14 protein-coding genes are annotated in these 16,420 nt (G+C 69.9%); 10 read left to right on the forward strand and 4 right to left on the reverse strand.

Annotation, left to right across the window (positions count from 1 at the left end):
- Position 1 precedes the first annotated feature (1 nt).
- Positions 2-1,567: a cytochrome ubiquinol oxidase subunit I gene (locus AC1DYP_RS16705; RefSeq protein WP_477047276.1), complete on the reverse strand. Its 1,566-nt coding sequence runs from the start codon at positions 1,565-1,567 to the stop codon at positions 2-4.
- 127 nt (positions 1,568-1,694) lie between these two features.
- On the opposite strand from AC1DYP_RS16705, the gene cydD reads away from it, so the two are divergent.
- The 6 genes from cydD to AC1DYP_RS16735 all read left to right on the forward strand — a co-directional run bounded on the left by cydD (position 1,695) and on the right by AC1DYP_RS16735 (position 8,463).
- Entirely contained in the window at positions 1,695-3,329 is a 1,635-nt protein-coding gene (gene cydD / locus AC1DYP_RS16710; RefSeq protein ID WP_477047277.1) for a thiol reductant ABC exporter subunit CydD, read from the forward strand.
- Positions 3,326-4,978 carry an ATP-binding cassette domain-containing protein gene (locus AC1DYP_RS16715; RefSeq protein WP_477047278.1) on the forward strand — a complete coding sequence of 551 codons (1,653 nt, stop codon included), beginning with the start codon at positions 3,326-3,328 and terminating at the stop codon, positions 4,976-4,978. The genes cydD and AC1DYP_RS16715 overlap by 4 nt, the downstream gene beginning before the upstream one ends.
- A gap of 116 nt (positions 4,979-5,094) precedes the next feature.
- Complete coding sequence (locus AC1DYP_RS16720; protein ID WP_477047279.1) at positions 5,095-6,570, forward strand: PAS domain S-box protein; 1,476 nt, start codon at positions 5,095-5,097, stop codon at positions 6,568-6,570.
- Entirely contained in the window at positions 6,563-7,174 is a 612-nt protein-coding gene (fixJ, locus tag AC1DYP_RS16725; protein ID WP_477047280.1) for a response regulator FixJ, read from the forward strand. The genes AC1DYP_RS16720 and fixJ overlap by 8 nt, the downstream gene beginning before the upstream one ends.
- Positions 7,175-7,295: 121 nt before the next feature.
- A complete protein-coding gene (gene fixK / locus AC1DYP_RS16730) occupies positions 7,296-7,943 on the forward strand; it encodes a transcriptional regulator FixK (RefSeq protein ID WP_477047281.1) in 648 nt (215 codons plus the stop codon).
- A gap of 61 nt (positions 7,944-8,004) precedes the next feature.
- Complete coding sequence (locus AC1DYP_RS16735) at positions 8,005-8,463, forward strand: hypothetical protein (protein WP_477047282.1); 459 nt, start codon at positions 8,005-8,007, stop codon at positions 8,461-8,463.
- A 6-nt stretch (positions 8,464-8,469) separates the two neighbouring features.
- Here AC1DYP_RS16735 and AC1DYP_RS16740 read toward each other — a convergent pair whose 3' ends face one another.
- Positions 8,470-9,318, reverse strand: a complete 849-nt coding sequence (locus AC1DYP_RS16740) for an aldose 1-epimerase (RefSeq protein WP_477047283.1) — start codon at positions 9,316-9,318, stop codon at positions 8,470-8,472.
- Between the two features lie 134 nt (positions 9,319-9,452).
- Here AC1DYP_RS16740 and AC1DYP_RS16745 point away from each other — a divergent pair, with 134 nt between their 5' ends.
- The 4 genes from AC1DYP_RS16745 to AC1DYP_RS16760 all read left to right on the forward strand — a co-directional run bounded on the left by AC1DYP_RS16745 (position 9,453) and on the right by AC1DYP_RS16760 (position 13,789).
- A complete protein-coding gene (locus AC1DYP_RS16745) occupies positions 9,453-10,616 on the forward strand; it encodes a CaiB/BaiF CoA transferase family protein (protein WP_477047284.1) in 1,164 nt (387 codons plus the stop codon).
- Positions 10,613-11,728, forward strand: a complete 1,116-nt coding sequence (locus tag AC1DYP_RS16750; RefSeq protein ID WP_477047285.1) for a CaiB/BaiF CoA transferase family protein — start codon at positions 10,613-10,615, stop codon at positions 11,726-11,728. Before AC1DYP_RS16745 ends, AC1DYP_RS16750 begins: the two co-directional genes overlap by 4 nt.
- An 84-nt stretch (positions 11,729-11,812) precedes the next feature.
- Positions 11,813-12,826, forward strand: a complete 1,014-nt coding sequence (locus AC1DYP_RS16755) for an SMP-30/gluconolactonase/LRE family protein (RefSeq protein ID WP_477047286.1) — start codon at positions 11,813-11,815, stop codon at positions 12,824-12,826.
- Positions 12,827-12,949: 123 nt separating this feature from the next.
- A complete protein-coding gene (locus AC1DYP_RS16760) occupies positions 12,950-13,789 on the forward strand; it encodes an outer membrane beta-barrel protein (RefSeq protein WP_477047287.1) in 840 nt (279 codons plus the stop codon).
- A 9-nt stretch (positions 13,790-13,798) separates the two neighbouring features.
- On the opposite strand, the gene AC1DYP_RS16765 is transcribed toward AC1DYP_RS16760, so the two are convergent.
- The gene (locus AC1DYP_RS16765) at positions 13,799-14,182 is read right to left on the reverse strand and encodes a DUF1244 domain-containing protein (RefSeq protein WP_477047288.1); all 384 of its coding nucleotides are present in this window, start codon (positions 14,180-14,182) and stop codon (positions 13,799-13,801) included.
- Positions 14,179-16,191, reverse strand: coding sequence for an acyltransferase family protein (locus AC1DYP_RS16770; protein ID WP_477047289.1), 2,013 nt, complete (start codon positions 16,189-16,191; stop codon positions 14,179-14,181). Before AC1DYP_RS16770 ends, AC1DYP_RS16765 begins: the two co-directional genes overlap by 4 nt.
- Between the last annotated feature and the right edge of the window lie 229 nt (positions 16,192-16,420).

Here is a 16,420-nt window from a genome sequence, read left to right on the forward strand (position 1 = left end):
CTTAGGCCACGGCTTCGCCGGCGGAGGCGGCGTGTCCAGACGGGAAGGTTTCCTGCTCGGCGAACGGACCCTTCTTGATGGTCTTGAGGATCAGTCCGACCTCGACCACCGCCAGGGCGCCGTAGAGCAGGGTGAAGACCACGATGCTGGTCAGGATCTGGGCCACGCTCAGCGACGAGGGCGCCAGGAAGGTGGGCAGCACCCCTTCCACCGCCCAGGGCTGGCGTCCGACCTCGGCCAGCACCCAGCCCAGCTCGGTCGAGATCCACGGCAGCGGGATGGCCGCCACCGCGATCATCAGGAACCAGCGGGTGTTCTGCTTGCGCAGGGTCACCAGCACGAAGGCCGTGGCGAACAGGGCGATCATCAGGAAGCCGATGCCGGCCATGATCCGGAACGACCAGAACATCACGGGCACGTTGGGCACGGTGTCCCACGCGGTCTTCTGGATCAGCGCCTTGTCCGCCGTTCGCGGATCGGCGACGTGGCGCTTGAGCAGCAGGGCATAGCCGAGATCGCGGCGGTGGGTCTCGAACACGCCGCGCGCCGCCAGGTCGGTCGGATTGACCTTCAGGGTCTCCAGCGCGTCGTAGGCGACCAGGCCGCTCTCGATCCGGGTCTCGGCCTGGGCCACCAGCTCGAAGATGCCGGCGACGGGACGGTCAAAGCTGCGGGTCGAGATCAGGCCCAGGACGTAGGGGATCTTGATCTCGGCGTGGGTCTTTCGCGCCTTCAGGTCCGGGATGCCGAAGGCGGTCAGGCCGGCCGGGGCGGGCTCGGTCTCCCACATGGCCTCCAGGGCCGCGAGCTTCATTTTCTGGTTGTCAGTCAGAGCGTAGCCGCTCTCGTCGCCCAGCACGACCACCGACAGCGACGAGGCCAGGCCGAAGGCGGCGGCCACGGTCAGCGAGCGCTTGGCGACGCTGACATAGCGGCCCTTCAGCAGGTACCAGGCGCTGACGCCCAGCACGAAGACCGCGGCGATGGTGTAGCCGGCGCTGACCGTGTGCACGAACTTGGCCTGGGCGACGGGATTGAAGATCACCACCTTGAAGTCGACCACCTCCATCCGCATCGTGTCGGGATTGAAGGCCGCGCCGACCGGGTTCTGCATCCAGCCGTTGGCGATCAGGATCCACAGGGCCGAGAGGTTGGTGCCCAGGGCCACCAGGAAGGTGACCAGCAGGTGCTGCACCGGCTTCAGCTTGTCCCAGCCGAAGAACATCAGGCCCACGAACGTGGCCTCGAGGAAGAAGGCCATCAGTCCCTCGATGGCCAGCGGCGCGCCGAAGATGTCGCCGACATAGTGCGAGTAGTAGGACCAGTTCATGCCGAACTGGAACTCCATGGTCAGGCCGGTGGCGACGCCGAGCACGAAGTTGATGCCGAACAGCGTGCCCCAGAAACGCGTGGTGGTGCGCCAGATCGGCCGCTTGGTCATCACATAGACGCTCTCCATGATCACCAGCATGAAGGAGAGGCCGAGGGTCAGGGGCACGAACAGGAAGTGGTAGAGCGCCGTCAGGGCGAACTGCAGACGGGATAGGTCGACGACGGCGGGGTCCATGCAGCGCTCCGGTTGTCGTTGGCGATCATTGTCGCGCCAAGGACCATCCACCCCTAGACGCGTCGTGGCTAGGGCGCTTTGATCCTGATCAAGGACGCCCCCGTCCTCCAGGTCTAAACAACGGCTGATGACCGCCAGTTTCACCGCCCAGCTCGACGCCGTCGCGCGACCCTGGCTGAAGGCGCTGAGCAAGGCCGGCGGTCGCCAGGCCCGGACCGCCCCGCTGTGGCTGCTGGCCGATGTCCCCGCCGCGATCGCCTTCGCCGCCGGACTGGCCCTGGCCCTCGACGCCCTGCCGCGCGGCCTGGCCGCCGCGACGCCCTGGCTGGCCCTGCTCGCCCTGGCCGCCGCCGCGCGTGGATTGCTGGCCAAGCGGGCGGCCGAAGCCGGGACCCAGGCCGCCGCCGCGGTGAAGGCCAAGGCCCGCCACGACGCCGTCGCTTCCGTGCTGGGCCGCCGCGTCACGGGCGGTGAGGCCCTGTCGGCCGTGGTCGAGGGCGTCGAGGCGCTGGACGGCAATGTCGCGCGGTTCGAGCCGGCGCGAACGGCCGCCGTCGTCGCGCCCCTGCTGATCATCGCCGCCGTCGCCGTGGCCACGCCCGTGGCGGCCGGCATCCTGCTGGCGACCCTGGTCCCGTTCGGGCTGATCATGGCTCTCACCGGCGGAGCTGCGGCTGAGGAGGCGCGGCGGCAGTTCCTGGCCCTGGAGCGGCTCTCCAGCCTGTTCCTCGACCGGGTCCGCGCCCTGCCGCTGGTGCTGGCGTTCCAGGCCGAGGGCGCGGTGACCCGCGACCTCTCCGTCGCCGCCGACGACCTGGCGCGACGGACGATCCGTGTGCTGAGGGTGGCGTTCCTGTCGTCGGGCGCGCTGGAGTTCTTCGCCGCCCTGTCGGTGGCCCTCGTGGCGGTCTATTGCGGCTTCAACCTGCTGCGGCTGCTGCCCTTCCCGGTTCCCGAACAGCTGGACCTCAAGCGCGCCTTCTTCGCCCTGGCCCTGGCGCCCGAGGTCTACGCCCCGCTGAGCCGCCTGGCCGCCGCCTATCACGACCGCCAGGCCGCCGAGGCCGCCGCCCTGACCCTGGCCGTCCTGCCCGCCCCAGCGCCCCCGCCCGTCGCCGTGACCTTCGACGCCGCCCCGGCCATCCGCTTCCAGGCGGTGACGGTGACCTACGAGGCGGGCGAGGCGACGGTGTTCGACGGCTTCGACCTGGACGTCGCGCCGGGCGAGATCGTCGCCCTGCTGGGCCCCAGCGGCAGCGGCAAGACCACCCTGCTGAACCTGCTGCTGGGCCTGGCGCCCCTGAGCGGCGGCGAGGTGTCGGTCGGCGACCAGCGTCTGTCGCACCTGGGCTCGATCGCCGCGTCGGTCGCCTGGGCCGGACAGTCGCCCGTGGTTCTGCCCGGAACCCTGGCCGACAACCTGGCCCTGGCCCATCCGGGCGCGACGCGGGAGGCGCTGGAAGCGGCGGCCCGCGCCGTCGGCCTGACGGACGTGCTGGACGGTCGGGGCGGCCTGGACACAAGGCTCGACGAGCGCGGCGCGGGCCTGTCGGGCGGCGAACGACGCCGCCTGGGCCTGGCCCGGGCCATGCTCAAGCCCGCGCCGATCCTGCTGCTGGACGAGCCGACCGCCGATCTGGACGCGGCGTCGGAGCAGACCCTGCTGCCGATCCTGACCCAGGCCGCCAAGGGCCGCACGACCCTGATCGCCACCCACTCCGAGGCGGTCGCCGCCCTGGCCGACCGCGTGGTGCGCCTGTGAGCACCCCTCAAGCAAAAGGGGGTCCCCTCGCCGCCCTGATCCGCGAGCAGCGCAAGCGCCATGCCGACGGCCTGCGTCTGGCCGCGCTCTCGGCCGCGATCGTCGGGGCCGGATCGGTGCTGCTGTTGGGCCTGTCGGGCTGGTTCCTGACCGGGGCGGCGATCGCCGGACTGGCCGGACTGGCGGCGGCCCAGGCCTTCAACGTGCTGCTGCCCAGCGCCGGCATCCGCCTGCTAGCCATCCTGCGCACCGTCTTCCGCTATCTGGAGCGGCTCTCCGGTCACGCCGCCGCCCTCAAGGCCCTGGCCGCCATCCGTCCGACCCTCTACGCGTCCCTGGCCGCCGCCCCGCCGACCCAGGCGCTGGCCCTGTCGCGCGGCGAGGCGTCGGCCCGGCTGGTGCAGGACGTCGACGCGGTCGAGACCCGGCTGATCCGCCTGTCCGCCCCCTGGGGCGCCGGAGCCGCCGTCGCCGCCGGCCTGGCCATGGCCGCCCCCGCCGGCTGGGCGTCGGCCCTGGTCGTCGCCCTGGCCGTGGCCACGACCCTGCTGGGCGTCCGCGCCCTGGCCCGCCGCTTGACCACCCGCACCGGCCCGGCGATCCAGCGGGCCGCCGGCGACCTGAAGGACGCCCTGGCCGCCTACGCCGCCGCCGCGCCCGAGCTGAGGGTCTATGGCGTACAGGACCGGGCCGCCGCCGAGATCGCCGCCAAGGGCGCCCGCCTGGACGCCTTGCGCCGCGAGGCGGTCGCCGCCGGCGGTTGGGCGGCCGTGCTGCAGGGCGCGATCCTCGGCCTGGCCGTCGCCCTGGTCCTGGCCTTCGCCCACGACGCCGCCACGCCCCTGGCGGCCATGGCCGGCCTGGCCGCCGCCATGGCGCTGGAAGGCTTGGCGGGGGTCGGCAAGGCGTTCGAGCAGGACGCCGGGGCGGATGCGGCGAGCGAGCGGCTGGACGCGGTGCTGGTCCATGCGCCAAGCACGACGGACGCCCAGGCCTCGCTGGATCGTCCGAGCCTTGGCTTCGGCGATCTTGTCCTGGAGCCAGGCTCGCGGCTGGTCCTGACCGGACCTTCCGGTTGCGGCAAGACTACCGTGCTCGAAAGATTGCTGGGCCTCCGCTCCCCCCCATCCCTTCATCCCGACGAACGTCGGGATGAAGGAAGTTTGGGGTTGGCCGTGGCGGGCCAGTCCGTCGAAGCCCTCTCGCCCCAAATCCTCCGCGCCGCCTTCACCCACGCCCCGCAGGACGCCGCGATGATCGCCGGCACGGTCCGCGCCAACCTGGCCCTGGCCGGCGTCCATCCCGACGATGCGCTGTGGGACGCCCTGGCCGACGCCGCGCTGGAGGCCCGGGTCCGCGCCCTGCCCCAGGGCCTGGACACCTGGATCGGCGAGAACGGCGAGCGGCTGTCCGGCGGCGAGCGGCGGCGCCTCTCCCTGGCCCGCGCCCTGCTGCGCGACGCCCCCTGGCTGCTGCTGGACGAACCCACCGAGGGCCTGGACGCCGCCGCCGAGGCCCTGGTGGTCGCGCGCCTGGACGCCCGCCTCGAGCGCACCGGACAGGGCCTGGTCCTGGTCAGCCACCGTCCCGCGCCGCGCGCCCTCTGCGATCAGGAACTGCCAATCTCTCCGCCAAGGGCTGGGGCATGAAAAGCCATGCTCCAGCTTCCCTATCGGCGCGTTTCCTTCACGCGAACCGGTATCCACTTCGCTCGCAAACGCTCATAGGGTAGCCGACCTTGCGCAGCGGAGACCGCTATCACGTGATGACCACGGTTTCGGCCGGGACGCTGCACAGCGACCTGCGGCCCCGGGCCTATCTGGCGGCCGTGGCCACGGTCCTGGCCTGCGCCCTGATCCAGCTGGCCCTGCCCCCCGGCTTCACCGCCCCGTCGGCCTTCCTGCTGTTCGTGCCGGCCGTGCTGATCAGCGCGGCGGTCGGCGGCCTGGCGCCGGGCCTGTTCGCCACCGTGCTGGCGGCCGCGGCGGTCTGGCTGCTGAAGGTGCAGGGAAGGCCCGACCAGGCCACGGCCCTGTCCAGCCTGGTGTTCGTGATGATCGGCTTCGGCATGTCGGTCGGCGGCGGCTGGTTCCATGCCGCCCGGGCCCGGGCCGCGGCCATGACCCATCACCTGCAGTCGATCCTCGATTCCGCGCCGGACGCGGTGATCGTCATCGACCCGGTCGGGGTCATGACCTCGTTCAGCCCCGCCGCCGAGCGGCTGTTCGGCTGGACCTCGTCCGAGGCGATCGGCCAGAACGTCAGCCTGCTGATGCCCGAGCCCGACCGGGGCAGCCACGACAGCTTCCTGGCCAACTACGCACGCACCCGCGAGCCGAGGATCATCGGCACCGGCCGCGTGGTGGTGGGCCGGCGCAAGGACGGCTCGACCTTCCCCATGGAGCTGGCGGTCGGCGAGACCCGGGGCTCCAGGCCGTTCTACACCGGCTTCATCCGCGACCTGACCGAGCGCCAGCACACCGAGGCGCGGCTGCGCGACCTGCAGGCCGAGCTGGTCCACGTCTCGCGCCTGACCGCCATGGGCGAGATGGCCTCGACCCTGGCCCATGAGCTGAACCAGCCGCTTTCGGCGATCGCCAACCTGCTGACCGGCTCGCGCCGCCTGATCGACCGGGGACGTCCGGAGGACCAGGCCAAGGTCCGCGACGCCGTCGACAAGGCCTCGGCCCAGGCCCTGCGGGCCGGCGACGTGATCCACCGCATGCGCGAGTTCGTGCGGCGCGGGGCCAGCGAGCGAGCGCCCGAAAGCCTGTCCAAGGTGGTCGAGGACGCCGCCGCCCTGGCCCTGATCGGGGCCCGCGAGCATCTGGTCGCCAGCCGCCTGCAGCTCGATCCCGCCGCCGACGCGGTCTATGCCGACCGGGTGCAGATCCAGCAGGTGCTGGTCAACCTGATCCGCAACGCCGTCGACGCCATGGCCGACTCGCCCCGCCGCGAACTGATCATCGCCAGCCAGCGGCTGGAGGACGGGTCGGCCCAGGTCAGCGTGATCGACACCGGCTCAGGGATCAGCGACGACTTCCGCGACCGATTGTTCCAGCCGTTCATGACCACCAAGGCCGAGGGCATGGGGGTGGGCCTGTCGATCTCGCGCTCTATCATCGAGGCGCATGGCGGGCGCATCTGGGCCGACGCGAACCCCAAGGGTGGTACGGTGTTCCACTTCATCCTGCCGCCGCGCCGCGACGACCAGAGAGCCGAGGAAACGATCGATGAGTGAAGCCGTGGTCCACGTGGTCGACGACGACGAGAGCGCCCGCGAGTCCCTGGCCTTCCTGCTGGAGGCCGCCGACTTCGAGGTGGTCAGCCACGCCTCGCCCCTGGCCCTGCTGGACGCCCTGCCACTGGACGGCGCCGGCTGCGTGATCACCGACATGCGCATGCCCGACATGACCGGCCTGGAGCTGGTGCGCGAGCTCAACGCCCGGGGCTCGCGCGTGCCGATCATCATGATCACCGGCCATGGCGACATCCCCCTGGCGGTCGAGGCCATGCGGGCCGGGGTCGCCGACTTCATCGAGAAGCCGTTCGGCGAAAGCCGCATGCTGGACGCCCTGAACCGCGCCCTGGAGACCGCCCCGCCGCCTCCGGCGGAAGCCTCCGACGAGACGACCGTGGTCCGCCAGCGGCTCGAGACCCTGTCGGAGCGCGAACGCCAGGTGCTTGACGGCGTCGTCGACGGCCAGCCCAACAAGGTCATCGCCCGCGAGCTGGGCATCAGCCCGCGCACCGTCGAGATCTATCGCGCCAAGCTGATGGCCAAGATGCACGCCGACAACCTGGCGGCCCTGGTGCGGATGACGCTGTCGACCCGGCGCGGCTAGAGGCGCGAGACGATCGCTTCGTGCAAGCCATCCTAGGTAGTCCCCCTTAGGCGTAGGTCCCGACTGTACCGCTTGGCTCCGGCGACGGAGATTGGGCGGGCTATCAGATCGGGAGATCGCCATGCTGTCCGTGATCCAGACGCCCGCGCCCACCGTCACCCGCCAGCCGGCGGCGGTCGTGCTGGACGGCCTGCACCTGAGTTACGGCCAGGGCGAGACGATCTTCGACGAGGGCGAGCCGGCCGACCGGATCTATCAGCTGATCTCCGGCTCCCTGCGCACCTGCCGGATCCTGCGCGACGGCCGGCGGCAGATCGAGGCCTTCCACTTCGCCGGCGACGTGTTCGGCCTGGAAAGCGGCGAGGCCTACCGCGTGGCCGCCCAGACCCTGAGCCCGACCCTGGTTCGGGTCATGCCGCGCCCCGCCCTGCGGGCCCTGGCCAGCGAGCGCGGCGACGTGGCCAGGCGGCTGCTGGAGCTGACCACCGACAGCCTGCGCCGCTGCCAGGACCATGTGCTGATGCTGGGCGGCCGCACGGCCTGCGAGCGCGTCGCCGCCCTGCTGCTGGACCTGGCCGAGCGCACGGGCGCGCAAGCCCTGCTCGACGTGCCCATGACCCGCCAGGACATGGCCGACTATCTGGGCCTGACCATCGAGACCGTGTCGCGCACCTTCACCCAGTTCCAGCACGACGGCCTGATCGCCCTGCCGACCACCCGCAAGGTGCTGCTGAGGGACCGCGCGGCGCTGGAGGCGATGGTCGACTGAGCCAAGGTCACTCGAATCCATTGTCCCGCTGCGTTAGAACTCACGTACGGGGATATAGAAAATGCGCTTGATTAGTCTGGTTCTGGCAACGGTGGCTTTGGCTTCGAGCCCGGCGCCCGCACATGCCGAACCAACTGGCCGCTGGTGGGCGGGCTATGGCCATGGCGACTTTGAGTATGGAATCCGCAACGATAGCGCTGGCAGCGACACGATCTACATCGGATGCGGAGAGGGGCTGACTTACATCTCCTTCATCGTGGGCGGCGTTCAGCCCAAGGAAGGCGCAACGATTGTTGCGACCATCGGGGCCGACGAGTTCGAACTTCGGGCGGACAGTGCGGGCAATGTCCCAACAGCCTCACACGTCGACTCCGACAACTTTCACGCATTGTGGAAGGCGATCAGAGCCGGAAAGTTCATGCGTGTACGCCTGAACACCGGACAATCCACCTCTTTCACTTTGAAGGGCGCAGCCAAGGCGCTTCCTGCTCAGGCGTGTGAAACGGATTTCGAACGGTAGTTACGATTAGCTCGAGCTGACGTTCATCCACACCAAGGCCGTCTCGCCCGGCACCAGGATCTTGATGCCGCTGTCCTCGCCGTTGAACGGGTCGGGGCGGTTGGCGACCGGCTCGGCGCAGACGAAGTCGGCGCCCGGCGGCGAATAGACGTGCAGCCAGCGGCACTCCGGCGAGGCGGTCAGGGTGGTGCTGGCCCCGCCCGGAGCCGACAGGGTCGCGACGCCGTTCCAGCCCGTGTAGCAGTTGTCGATCAGGGACGAGACCGCGGTCGGCGCGCCGGCCGCCCAGTCCGAGCGCCAGGGTCCTTCGACCTTCGTGGTGGGCAGGCAGTCGTCGTCGATCAACCAGACGCCGGTCACGCCCGCCTGCAGGCGCTCGCCCTCGCGGGTCGGGAAATAGGGATGGAAGCCCAGGCCGACGGGCATCGGCTCGGTCCCGGTGTTGGTCACCGTCAAATCCTGGCGCAGGCCGTCGTCGCCGAGGGTGAAGCGCTGCTCGGCGCGATAGGCCCAGGGCCATTCGCCGGGCGCGTGGTCGAAGGCCAGCACGGCCTGCGTCTCGCTCGCCGAGACCACGCTCCACGCCCCGCGCCAGGCCTGGCCGTGCAGGGCGTGCGGATGGTCTCCCAGGTTCGGCGACAGGGCCACGTCGCGGCCGCCGAAGCTGAAGCGGCCATCGCGGATGCGGTTGCAGAACGGGACCAAGGCGAAGTTACCGGTGTCGAGCACCTCGGTCGCGCCGGCCGGCGCCGGCCGCAACACGTCGCGGCCGTCCCAGGTGAACCGGCCGACAGATCCGCCCAGGGCGGGCAACAGCTCGACGCGGGCGCGGGCGGTCTGCAGGACGACGGTCATGGGGGCCTCGATGGAGCAAGCTGACGCGGCCTGCCTACGCATATCGACCCGCCGAAACAAGCGCCCTTCCCCAACGTCGCCCTAGGCGCGGCCGGGCGCCCGTCGCATCATCGCGCCAACAAAAGGCGGAGCGGATGAACAGACCCCTGGACGGCGTGCGCATCGTGGCGGTCGAGCAGTACGCCGCCGGTCCCTACGGCACCCAGCTGCTGAGCGAGCTGGGCGCGCAGGTGATCAAGATCGAGGCTCCGTCCCTGGGCGGCGACATCAGCCGGGGCCTGGGTCCCTACTATCTGGGCGACGGCGACAGCCAGTTCTTCCAGACCTTCTCGCGCGGCAAGCAGTCGGTGGCCCTGGAGATCAAGACCCCCGACGGCCGGGCCGATTTCGAGCGGCTGGTGGCCGGCGCCGACGCCGTGGTCAACAACCTGCGCGGCGACCAACCGGAGAAGCTCCGGATCGCCTATGAGGACCTGAAGGCCATCAATCCCGCCGTCGTCTGCGCCCATCTGTCCGCCTACGGACGAGGCAACAGCCGCGAGGCCTGGCCGGGCTACGACTATCTGATGCAGGCCGAGGCGGGGTTCATGACCCTGACCGGAGAGCCCGACGGACCGCCGGTGCGCTTCGGCCTGTCGATGGTCGACTTCATGACCGGTTCGGTGTGGGCGTTGGGCATCGTCTCAGCGATCCTCGGGGCGCGGGCCGGCGGCAAGGGCTGCGACGTCGACGTCTCGCTGTTCGACGTCGCCCTGCACCAGACCTCGTATCCGGCGGTGTGGGCGATGAACGAGGGCCACCAGGTCGGCCGGCCGCCCCGTGGGGCGCACCCGTCGATCAGCCCCTCGCAACGGGTGAAGACCAAGGACGGCTGGGGCATGCTCATGTGCCAGACCCAGCGGTTCTGGGAGGTCTGGTGCGGCCTAGTCGGCCGGCCCGAGCTGAAGGCCGATCCCCGCTTTGTCGACATGCCCGCCCGCCGCGCCAATCTCGACGCCCTGACCCCGATCCTCGACGCGGTGATGGAGCAGCGGACCGGCGCGGCGTGGATGGCCTATCTGGGCGGCCGCGTGCCCTTCTCGCCGATCACCGACCTGGCGGACGCGCTGGACAATCCGTTCGTGGCCGAGGTGGCCATGCGCGACCGCATCGACCATCCGGCCCGGCCCCAGGGCCTGGACATGCTGGCCTGCCCGATCAAGGTCGACGGCCGGAGGATGCCCGCCGCCCGCGCCCCGGCGATGGGCGAGCACAACGATCTGCTGCTGGGACGCCCGGAAAAGCGGGAAGGGGCATGAAGCTCGACGGCGTCAAGGTCCTGGACCTCTCCCTGTTCCTGCCCGGGCCGATGCTGACCCTGATGATGGCCGACCACGGGGCCGACGTGATCAAGGTCGAGCCGGTCGGCGAAGGCGAGCCAAGCCGCCATATCGGTCTCTCCACGAACGGCCAGACGGTCTGGTTCCGCAACACCCATCGCGGCAAGCGCTCGGTGCAGCTGGACCTGAAGTCGGCCGAGGGCCAGGCCGCGTTCTGGGCCCTGGCCAGCGAGGCCGACGTGCTGGTCGAGGCCTTCCGCCCCGGCGTGGTCGACCGGCTGGGCGTCGGCTACGAGGCGGTGAAGGCGGTCAATCCGGGGATCGTCTACTGCTCGATCAGCGCCTTCGGCCAGACAGGCCCCTATCGCGACCGCCCGGCCCACGACCTGGCCGTCGAGGCCCTGGCCGGGTTGGTGGCCCTGAACGAGGGCCAGGACGGCAAGCCGGCCATGCCCGGCCTGATGGCCGCCGACGCCCTGGCCTGCCTGACCGCCCTGTCGGGGGTGCTGATGGCGCTCTATCGCCGGACCCAGACGGGCCAGGGCGACCACCTGGACGTCGCCATGCTCGACAGCCTGATGGCCTGGACGCCCAACGCCACCGGCCCGGTGTTCGCCGAGAGCCGCGCCAACGTCCCCAAGGCCGAGCGCTCCTGGGGCGGGGCGGCGATGTTCAACCTCTACGAATGCGCCGACGGCCGCTGGATCGTGCTGGGCGGATCGGAGGTGAAGTTCGCCGCCAACCTGCTGGAGGCGCTGGGACGCCCTGACCTGCTGGACTACGCCAAGCTGCCGCCGGGCCCGGGGCAGGAGCCGCTGCGGGCCTTCTTCCGCGAGACCTTCCGTACACGGACCCAGACGGAATGGGAAACCTGGTTCGAAGGCCGCGACGTCTGTTTCGCCCCGGTGCGCAGCCTGAAGGCCGCCTTCGACGATCCGGCCGTGGCGGCGCGTGGGATGATCTCCCGCGACGCGGAGGGCGCCGCCGTGGTCGGCACGCCGCTGATGTTCCGCGAGGAGCCGGGACGCGTGGAGCCCAAGACGCCGGGGTTGGACGAGCACGCCGGCCAGGGGTGGCGGCGCAAGCCATGACAAGGCTGTCATGACCAGTAGCGCTTCGGCGGAACGCGGGGCACAACAACGGGGCCGAAGATTCGGACCTCAGGAGCTCCGCCCGTGAACAACGCCTTCCAGATGACCCGTCGCGGCGCGGCCGCCTCGATCTTCGCCCTCGCCGCCGCTCCGTCTCTGGCCAGGGCCGCGATGCAGTCCTACCCCGTGGCCGGCAAGGTCGAGCGCCTTGACCCGGCCCTGGACGCCCTGATCGACGTCGACGCGCCGGTCGAGCAGGTGCTGGACGGCTTCACCTGGAGCGAGGGACCGGTCTGGGTCGGCGGCAAGGACGGCTTCCTGCTGGTCTCCGACGTGCCGGCCAACAAGATCATGCGCTGGTCCCCGGCCGCTGGCGGATCGGTCTGGCTGACGCCCTCGGGCTATGCGGGTCCGGAGACGGGCAGCCTGCGAGAGGCCGGCTCGAACGGCCTGATCCTGGCCCGCGGCGGCCTGGTGATCGGCGACAGCGGCAACCGCTGCGTCTCGCGGATCGACCTGAAGACCCAGAAGAAGACGGTGCTGGCGTCCAGCTTCGAGGGCAAGCGCCTCAACAGCCCCAACGACTTGGTGCTGGCCCGCGACGGCGCGATCTATTTCACCGATCCGCCCTGGGGCCTGAAGGGCGACTGGAGCTCGCCCTACCGCCAGACCGACTATTCGGGCGTCTACCGCCTGGGGACCGACAATGTCGTGACCCTGATCGACAAGACGATCGAGCCGAACGGCATCGGCCTGTCGCCCGACGGCAAGACCCTCTACGCCACCGACCGCAAGTCGGGCTGGGTGGCGTGGGACCTGGACGCCAAGGGCGCCCCGACCGCCCGCCGGCAGTTCGTCGACCGCGCGAGCAGCGGCATAGACGGCGGCGACGGCCTGAAGGTCGATCGCGGCGGCAACCTGTGGGCCTCCGGCAAGGACGGGATCTCGATCTTCACCCCGACCGGCAAGCGCGTCGGGATCATCCGCGCCGACGACGTGATCTCCAACTGCGAGCTGGCCGCCGACGGCCACCTCTACATGTCGTCCAACCACCGGGTGATCCGGGTCAAGGTGAAGGCCAGGAAGCTGACCGTCTGAGCCCATCGTCTCCAGACAAACCTGATCCGCACTAATGTAAAATCCACGGGCGAATTGAGAATTCTCCCGATTGGTTCGCGGCGCTTCCACGAGCAGCTTGACGGGTACACGCGGAGAGACCCCATGGCCCGATCGTCCACGAAGTGCTGCTTCCTGACGTCGGGGGCGGCGGTCGGAGCAGCCTTCGTCGCCTTCGCCTCATCCGCTCACGCCCAGAACATCGAGGACCGCTACTGGCTGGAGGCCCAGGCCTTCTGGCCGGACATCGACACCACGGTCAGGGTCGAGGGCAACGGCGGCGTGATCGGCACTGAGATCGACCTGGAATCCGATCTCAAGCTGAAGGATCGCAAGTCCCTTCCGGCCTTCTTCGCCGGCGCCCGGTTCGGCGACCACTGGTCGATCATCGGCGAGTACTACGCCCTCAACCGCAGCGCCTCGGCCAGCGCCAACCGGGACATCGTCTTCGACGACGTCACCTTCCCGGCCGGGGCGACCATCTCCAGCGAGTTCGACACAGACGTCTATCGCCTGGCGGTCGGCTATTCCTTCATCCGCAACGACAAGGCCGATCTGGGCGTGGCGCTCGGCCTGCACGCCACGCAGTTCTCGGTCGCGCTGGAAGGACAGGGCCACGTTGGCTCCGCCGCGGTCCAGACCCAGAACCGCAAGCGCGACGCCCTCGCGCCCCTGCCGACGGTGGGTCTGTACGGCGCCTACCAGGTGACCCCCAGGCTGTCGCTGGGCGGCCGGGTCGACTACCTGTCGCTGAAGGTGTCGGACTACGACGGCCGCCTGATCAACGCCGAGGCCCGGGCCTCGTACCGCCTGTTCAAGAACGTCGGGGTCGGCGTGATGTACCGCTATGTCGACTACGAGCTGGACATCGAGAAGGACCGCTGGAACGGTGAGGTGGCCTACCAGTTCAAGGGCCCCGCCATCTTCCTGCAGGCCGCCTTCTAGCCGCCCGTCCTAGCGTCCCGGCTCGGTCATGGCCGGCGGATCGCTGGCCGGAAAGCTGTCCTCCAGCGCCTCGTCCAGCTTGGCCTCCCGCTTGGCCCGCAGGCGTTCGTTGAGCGCCACGCTGGCCTCCATGCGGGCCAATTGCTCGGGAGTCGCCGGTCCCTGGTGGCGCGACTTCCAGTCGGACTGCGGCATGCCGTAGATCGCCTCGCGGGCCTGGTCCCGGCTCAGCGCGCCCTCCGAGGCCTCGCTCACCCAGTCCCCCAGGCAGTTGCGGCAAAACCCCGCCACGCCCATCAGGTCGACGTTCTGGACGTCGGTCCGCAGGCGCAGATGCTCGACCAGCCTGTGGAAGGCGACGGCGGCGAGACGGTCGTCGATCGGTGTGGTCATGGCGGCTCGCCCGGGATTTGTCCTGCACCACCATTTGGCGGCTCACGACCCGATCGGCAACACCCGGGACATGCGCACGGGCCTGTATCAAGCGTGGGGTGACCGTCGAGCTGTCCATGGCAGTAGGCCGCGTCGCAGGTGCGGGCCGCAAGATCCATCATCGTCACATTGGGCTTGGCCGCGAGTTGGGTCAGGACGCCGCCGTAGGCCGCGCGGGAGGCGTCGAACGTCTCACGGGGGATCCGCGGGTCGAAGGGCTGGTGGAACATCCGGGCGCGGGCGGCCGGGTGACCTCCGAAGCTGAACGAGTCGGCCGTGGACGTGGTCACCAGGAAGCGCCGGTCGGGATATCGGTCGATCAGCGCGTTCAGGCCGCGCGACATCGCGACATCGCCCGCGATGCGACGACCTTGGGCGTCGATATAGTCGTCCGTCACCGTCGCCGCCTTCCAGTAGACGACCACGATGACCTCGCGGACCTCCGGATGGGTGTCGAGCAGCTTCACGACCAGAGGGTTGAGGTAGGCGTACTTCTCCGGCTCGCCGCGTTTGCGATAGCCCAGGACCGGCCGATAGCCGGTCGCCGAGATCTGATAGCCGGATTGGCCGACACCGGCGCCCGCCTCGAACGCGGCGGCGGCCATCGCGTCGGCATGGCTGTCGCCGACCACCAGGAAGGTCGGCGCGACGCCGGGCGCGCCGAGGACGCAAAGCGTGTCGACCGTCCGCTTCTTGTCGAAAGCGAACCCGCAGTCACGGCGCGGGCCCTGGTGCGTGGCCTTTTCCGAAAACCGGACGATCTCCGGCGAAATCCGTCCGGCGAAGCCGCCGGCTTTGGCCAGGACGGCGCCCGTGCACGCCGCGACGGCAAGGGCGGCCGCGCCGACGATCAGGGCTCCACGAGGAGAGCCGCCCGGCTTGGCGTGGCGCAGCGGCTGCTCGACAAAACGCCAGGTGAGATAGGCCAGGGCAAACGAAAGCGCGACGACCGCGGCCATCAGACCGGGGTTCGGTTCGATGAAATAGTACTTCGTGAAGACGATCAGCGGCCAGTGCCACAGGTAGAGCGAGAAGCTGATCAGGCCGATCCACCGCAGGGGCGCGGCGGCCAGAAGGCGACCGACCAGCGTTTGCGTCGACGCGCTTCCCGCATGGATGATCATCGCGGCCCCGGCCACCGGCGCGATCGCCGCCCAGCCCGGAAAGGGCGTGGTCTCGTTGAACAGCAAGATGCTCGCGACGATGGCGATCAGGCCCAGCGCCGAGACGATCTCGGCGTGCAGGCGACGTGTCAGCGGCGGCACGACGCCGATGGCCAGCAGCGTCCCGGCGAGCAGCTCCCAGGCCCGCGCGGGCAGGAGGTAGAAGGCCGCGATGCTGTAGTGGTCGGTCGCGTAGATCGACAGGGCCAGCGACAGGACAAGTCCGACGACGACGACGGGCTTGAGGAATCGCCAGCCGCGAAGGCGGCTGACGGCGAGCAAGAGCAGGGGAAAGACGACGTAGAACTGTTCTTCCACGCCCAGGGACCAGGTGTGCAGAAGGGGCTTCAGGTCCGACTTGTTCGCGAAATAGTCGCCGCTTTCGAGCCAGAACAGGACGTTCGAGCCCGAGAGCGCGGCCGCCACGAGACTATCGCCAAATCGCGCCAGATCCTCCGGCAGCAACAGGGCGAAAGAGGCCAGGCAGGTGATCGCGGCGACGAAGAGGAACGCCGGCAGGATGCGCCGGACACGGCGCTCGTAGAACCGCGCGAGGCTGAAGCGGTTCTCCCCGATCTCCGTGGCGATGATCTGCGAGATCAGGAAGCCGGAAATGACGAAGAACACATCCACGCCCACGAAGCCGCCGGAAATCCCCGACATGCCGGCGTGGAACAGAACGACCGGGACCACGGCCAGTGCTCGAAGCCCGTCGATGTCGGGGCGATACTTCACCTTCTGCTTCCGGTCGCCAGGCTCCGCCGACGTTAGCTCCGGCAGTACGGCGCCCCCCCAGTCCATTCGCATAGTCGTCTATCCCCCGAGCTTCCCGATATTGTGCGTCGCACAAGTCAAGCTTCGACGCCAGCAGCGCGCCGCCCGATCTCTCAATATTCCGAGATTTAGATCCATGACGTGAGCCGGCGGCGAAAAGCTGATCTCCGCCTTTGCACAAAAGGAAGACATTCCCTTTTGGGGCGAGCCGATCTATTGAAGTCCAGGACGACAAAGGCGGGCGCCTGTACAACCTAGGATC

Source organism: Caulobacter sp. P1_D6 (assembly GCF_056406095.1).

Coding starts and splice junctions, on each gene's coding strand:
- AC1DYP_RS16705 (WP_477047276.1), bottom strand. CDS start 1,567: ATGGACCCCGCCGTCGTCGACCTATCCCGTCTGCAGTTCGCCCTGACG.
- cydD (WP_477047277.1), top strand. CDS start 1,695: ATGACCGCCAGTTTCACCGCCCAGCTCGACGCCGTCGCGCGACCCTGG.
- AC1DYP_RS16720 (WP_477047279.1), top strand. CDS start 5,095: ATGACCACGGTTTCGGCCGGGACGCTGCACAGCGACCTGCGGCCCCGG.
- fixJ (WP_477047280.1), top strand. CDS start 6,563: ATGAGTGAAGCCGTGGTCCACGTGGTCGACGACGACGAGAGCGCCCGC.
- fixK (WP_477047281.1), top strand. CDS start 7,296: ATGCTGTCCGTGATCCAGACGCCCGCGCCCACCGTCACCCGCCAGCCG.
- AC1DYP_RS16735 (WP_477047282.1), top strand. CDS start 8,005: ATGCGCTTGATTAGTCTGGTTCTGGCAACGGTGGCTTTGGCTTCGAGC.
- AC1DYP_RS16740 (WP_477047283.1), bottom strand. CDS start 9,318: ATGACCGTCGTCCTGCAGACCGCCCGCGCCCGCGTCGAGCTGTTGCCC.
- AC1DYP_RS16745 (WP_477047284.1), top strand. CDS start 9,453: ATGAACAGACCCCTGGACGGCGTGCGCATCGTGGCGGTCGAGCAGTAC.
- AC1DYP_RS16750 (WP_477047285.1), top strand. CDS start 10,613: ATGAAGCTCGACGGCGTCAAGGTCCTGGACCTCTCCCTGTTCCTGCCC.
- AC1DYP_RS16760 (WP_477047287.1), top strand. CDS start 12,950: ATGGCCCGATCGTCCACGAAGTGCTGCTTCCTGACGTCGGGGGCGGCG.
- AC1DYP_RS16765 (WP_477047288.1), bottom strand. CDS start 14,182: ATGACCACACCGATCGACGACCGTCTCGCCGCCGTCGCCTTCCACAGG.
- AC1DYP_RS16770 (WP_477047289.1), bottom strand. CDS start 16,191: ATGCGAATGGACTGGGGGGGCGCCGTACTGCCGGAGCTAACGTCGGCG.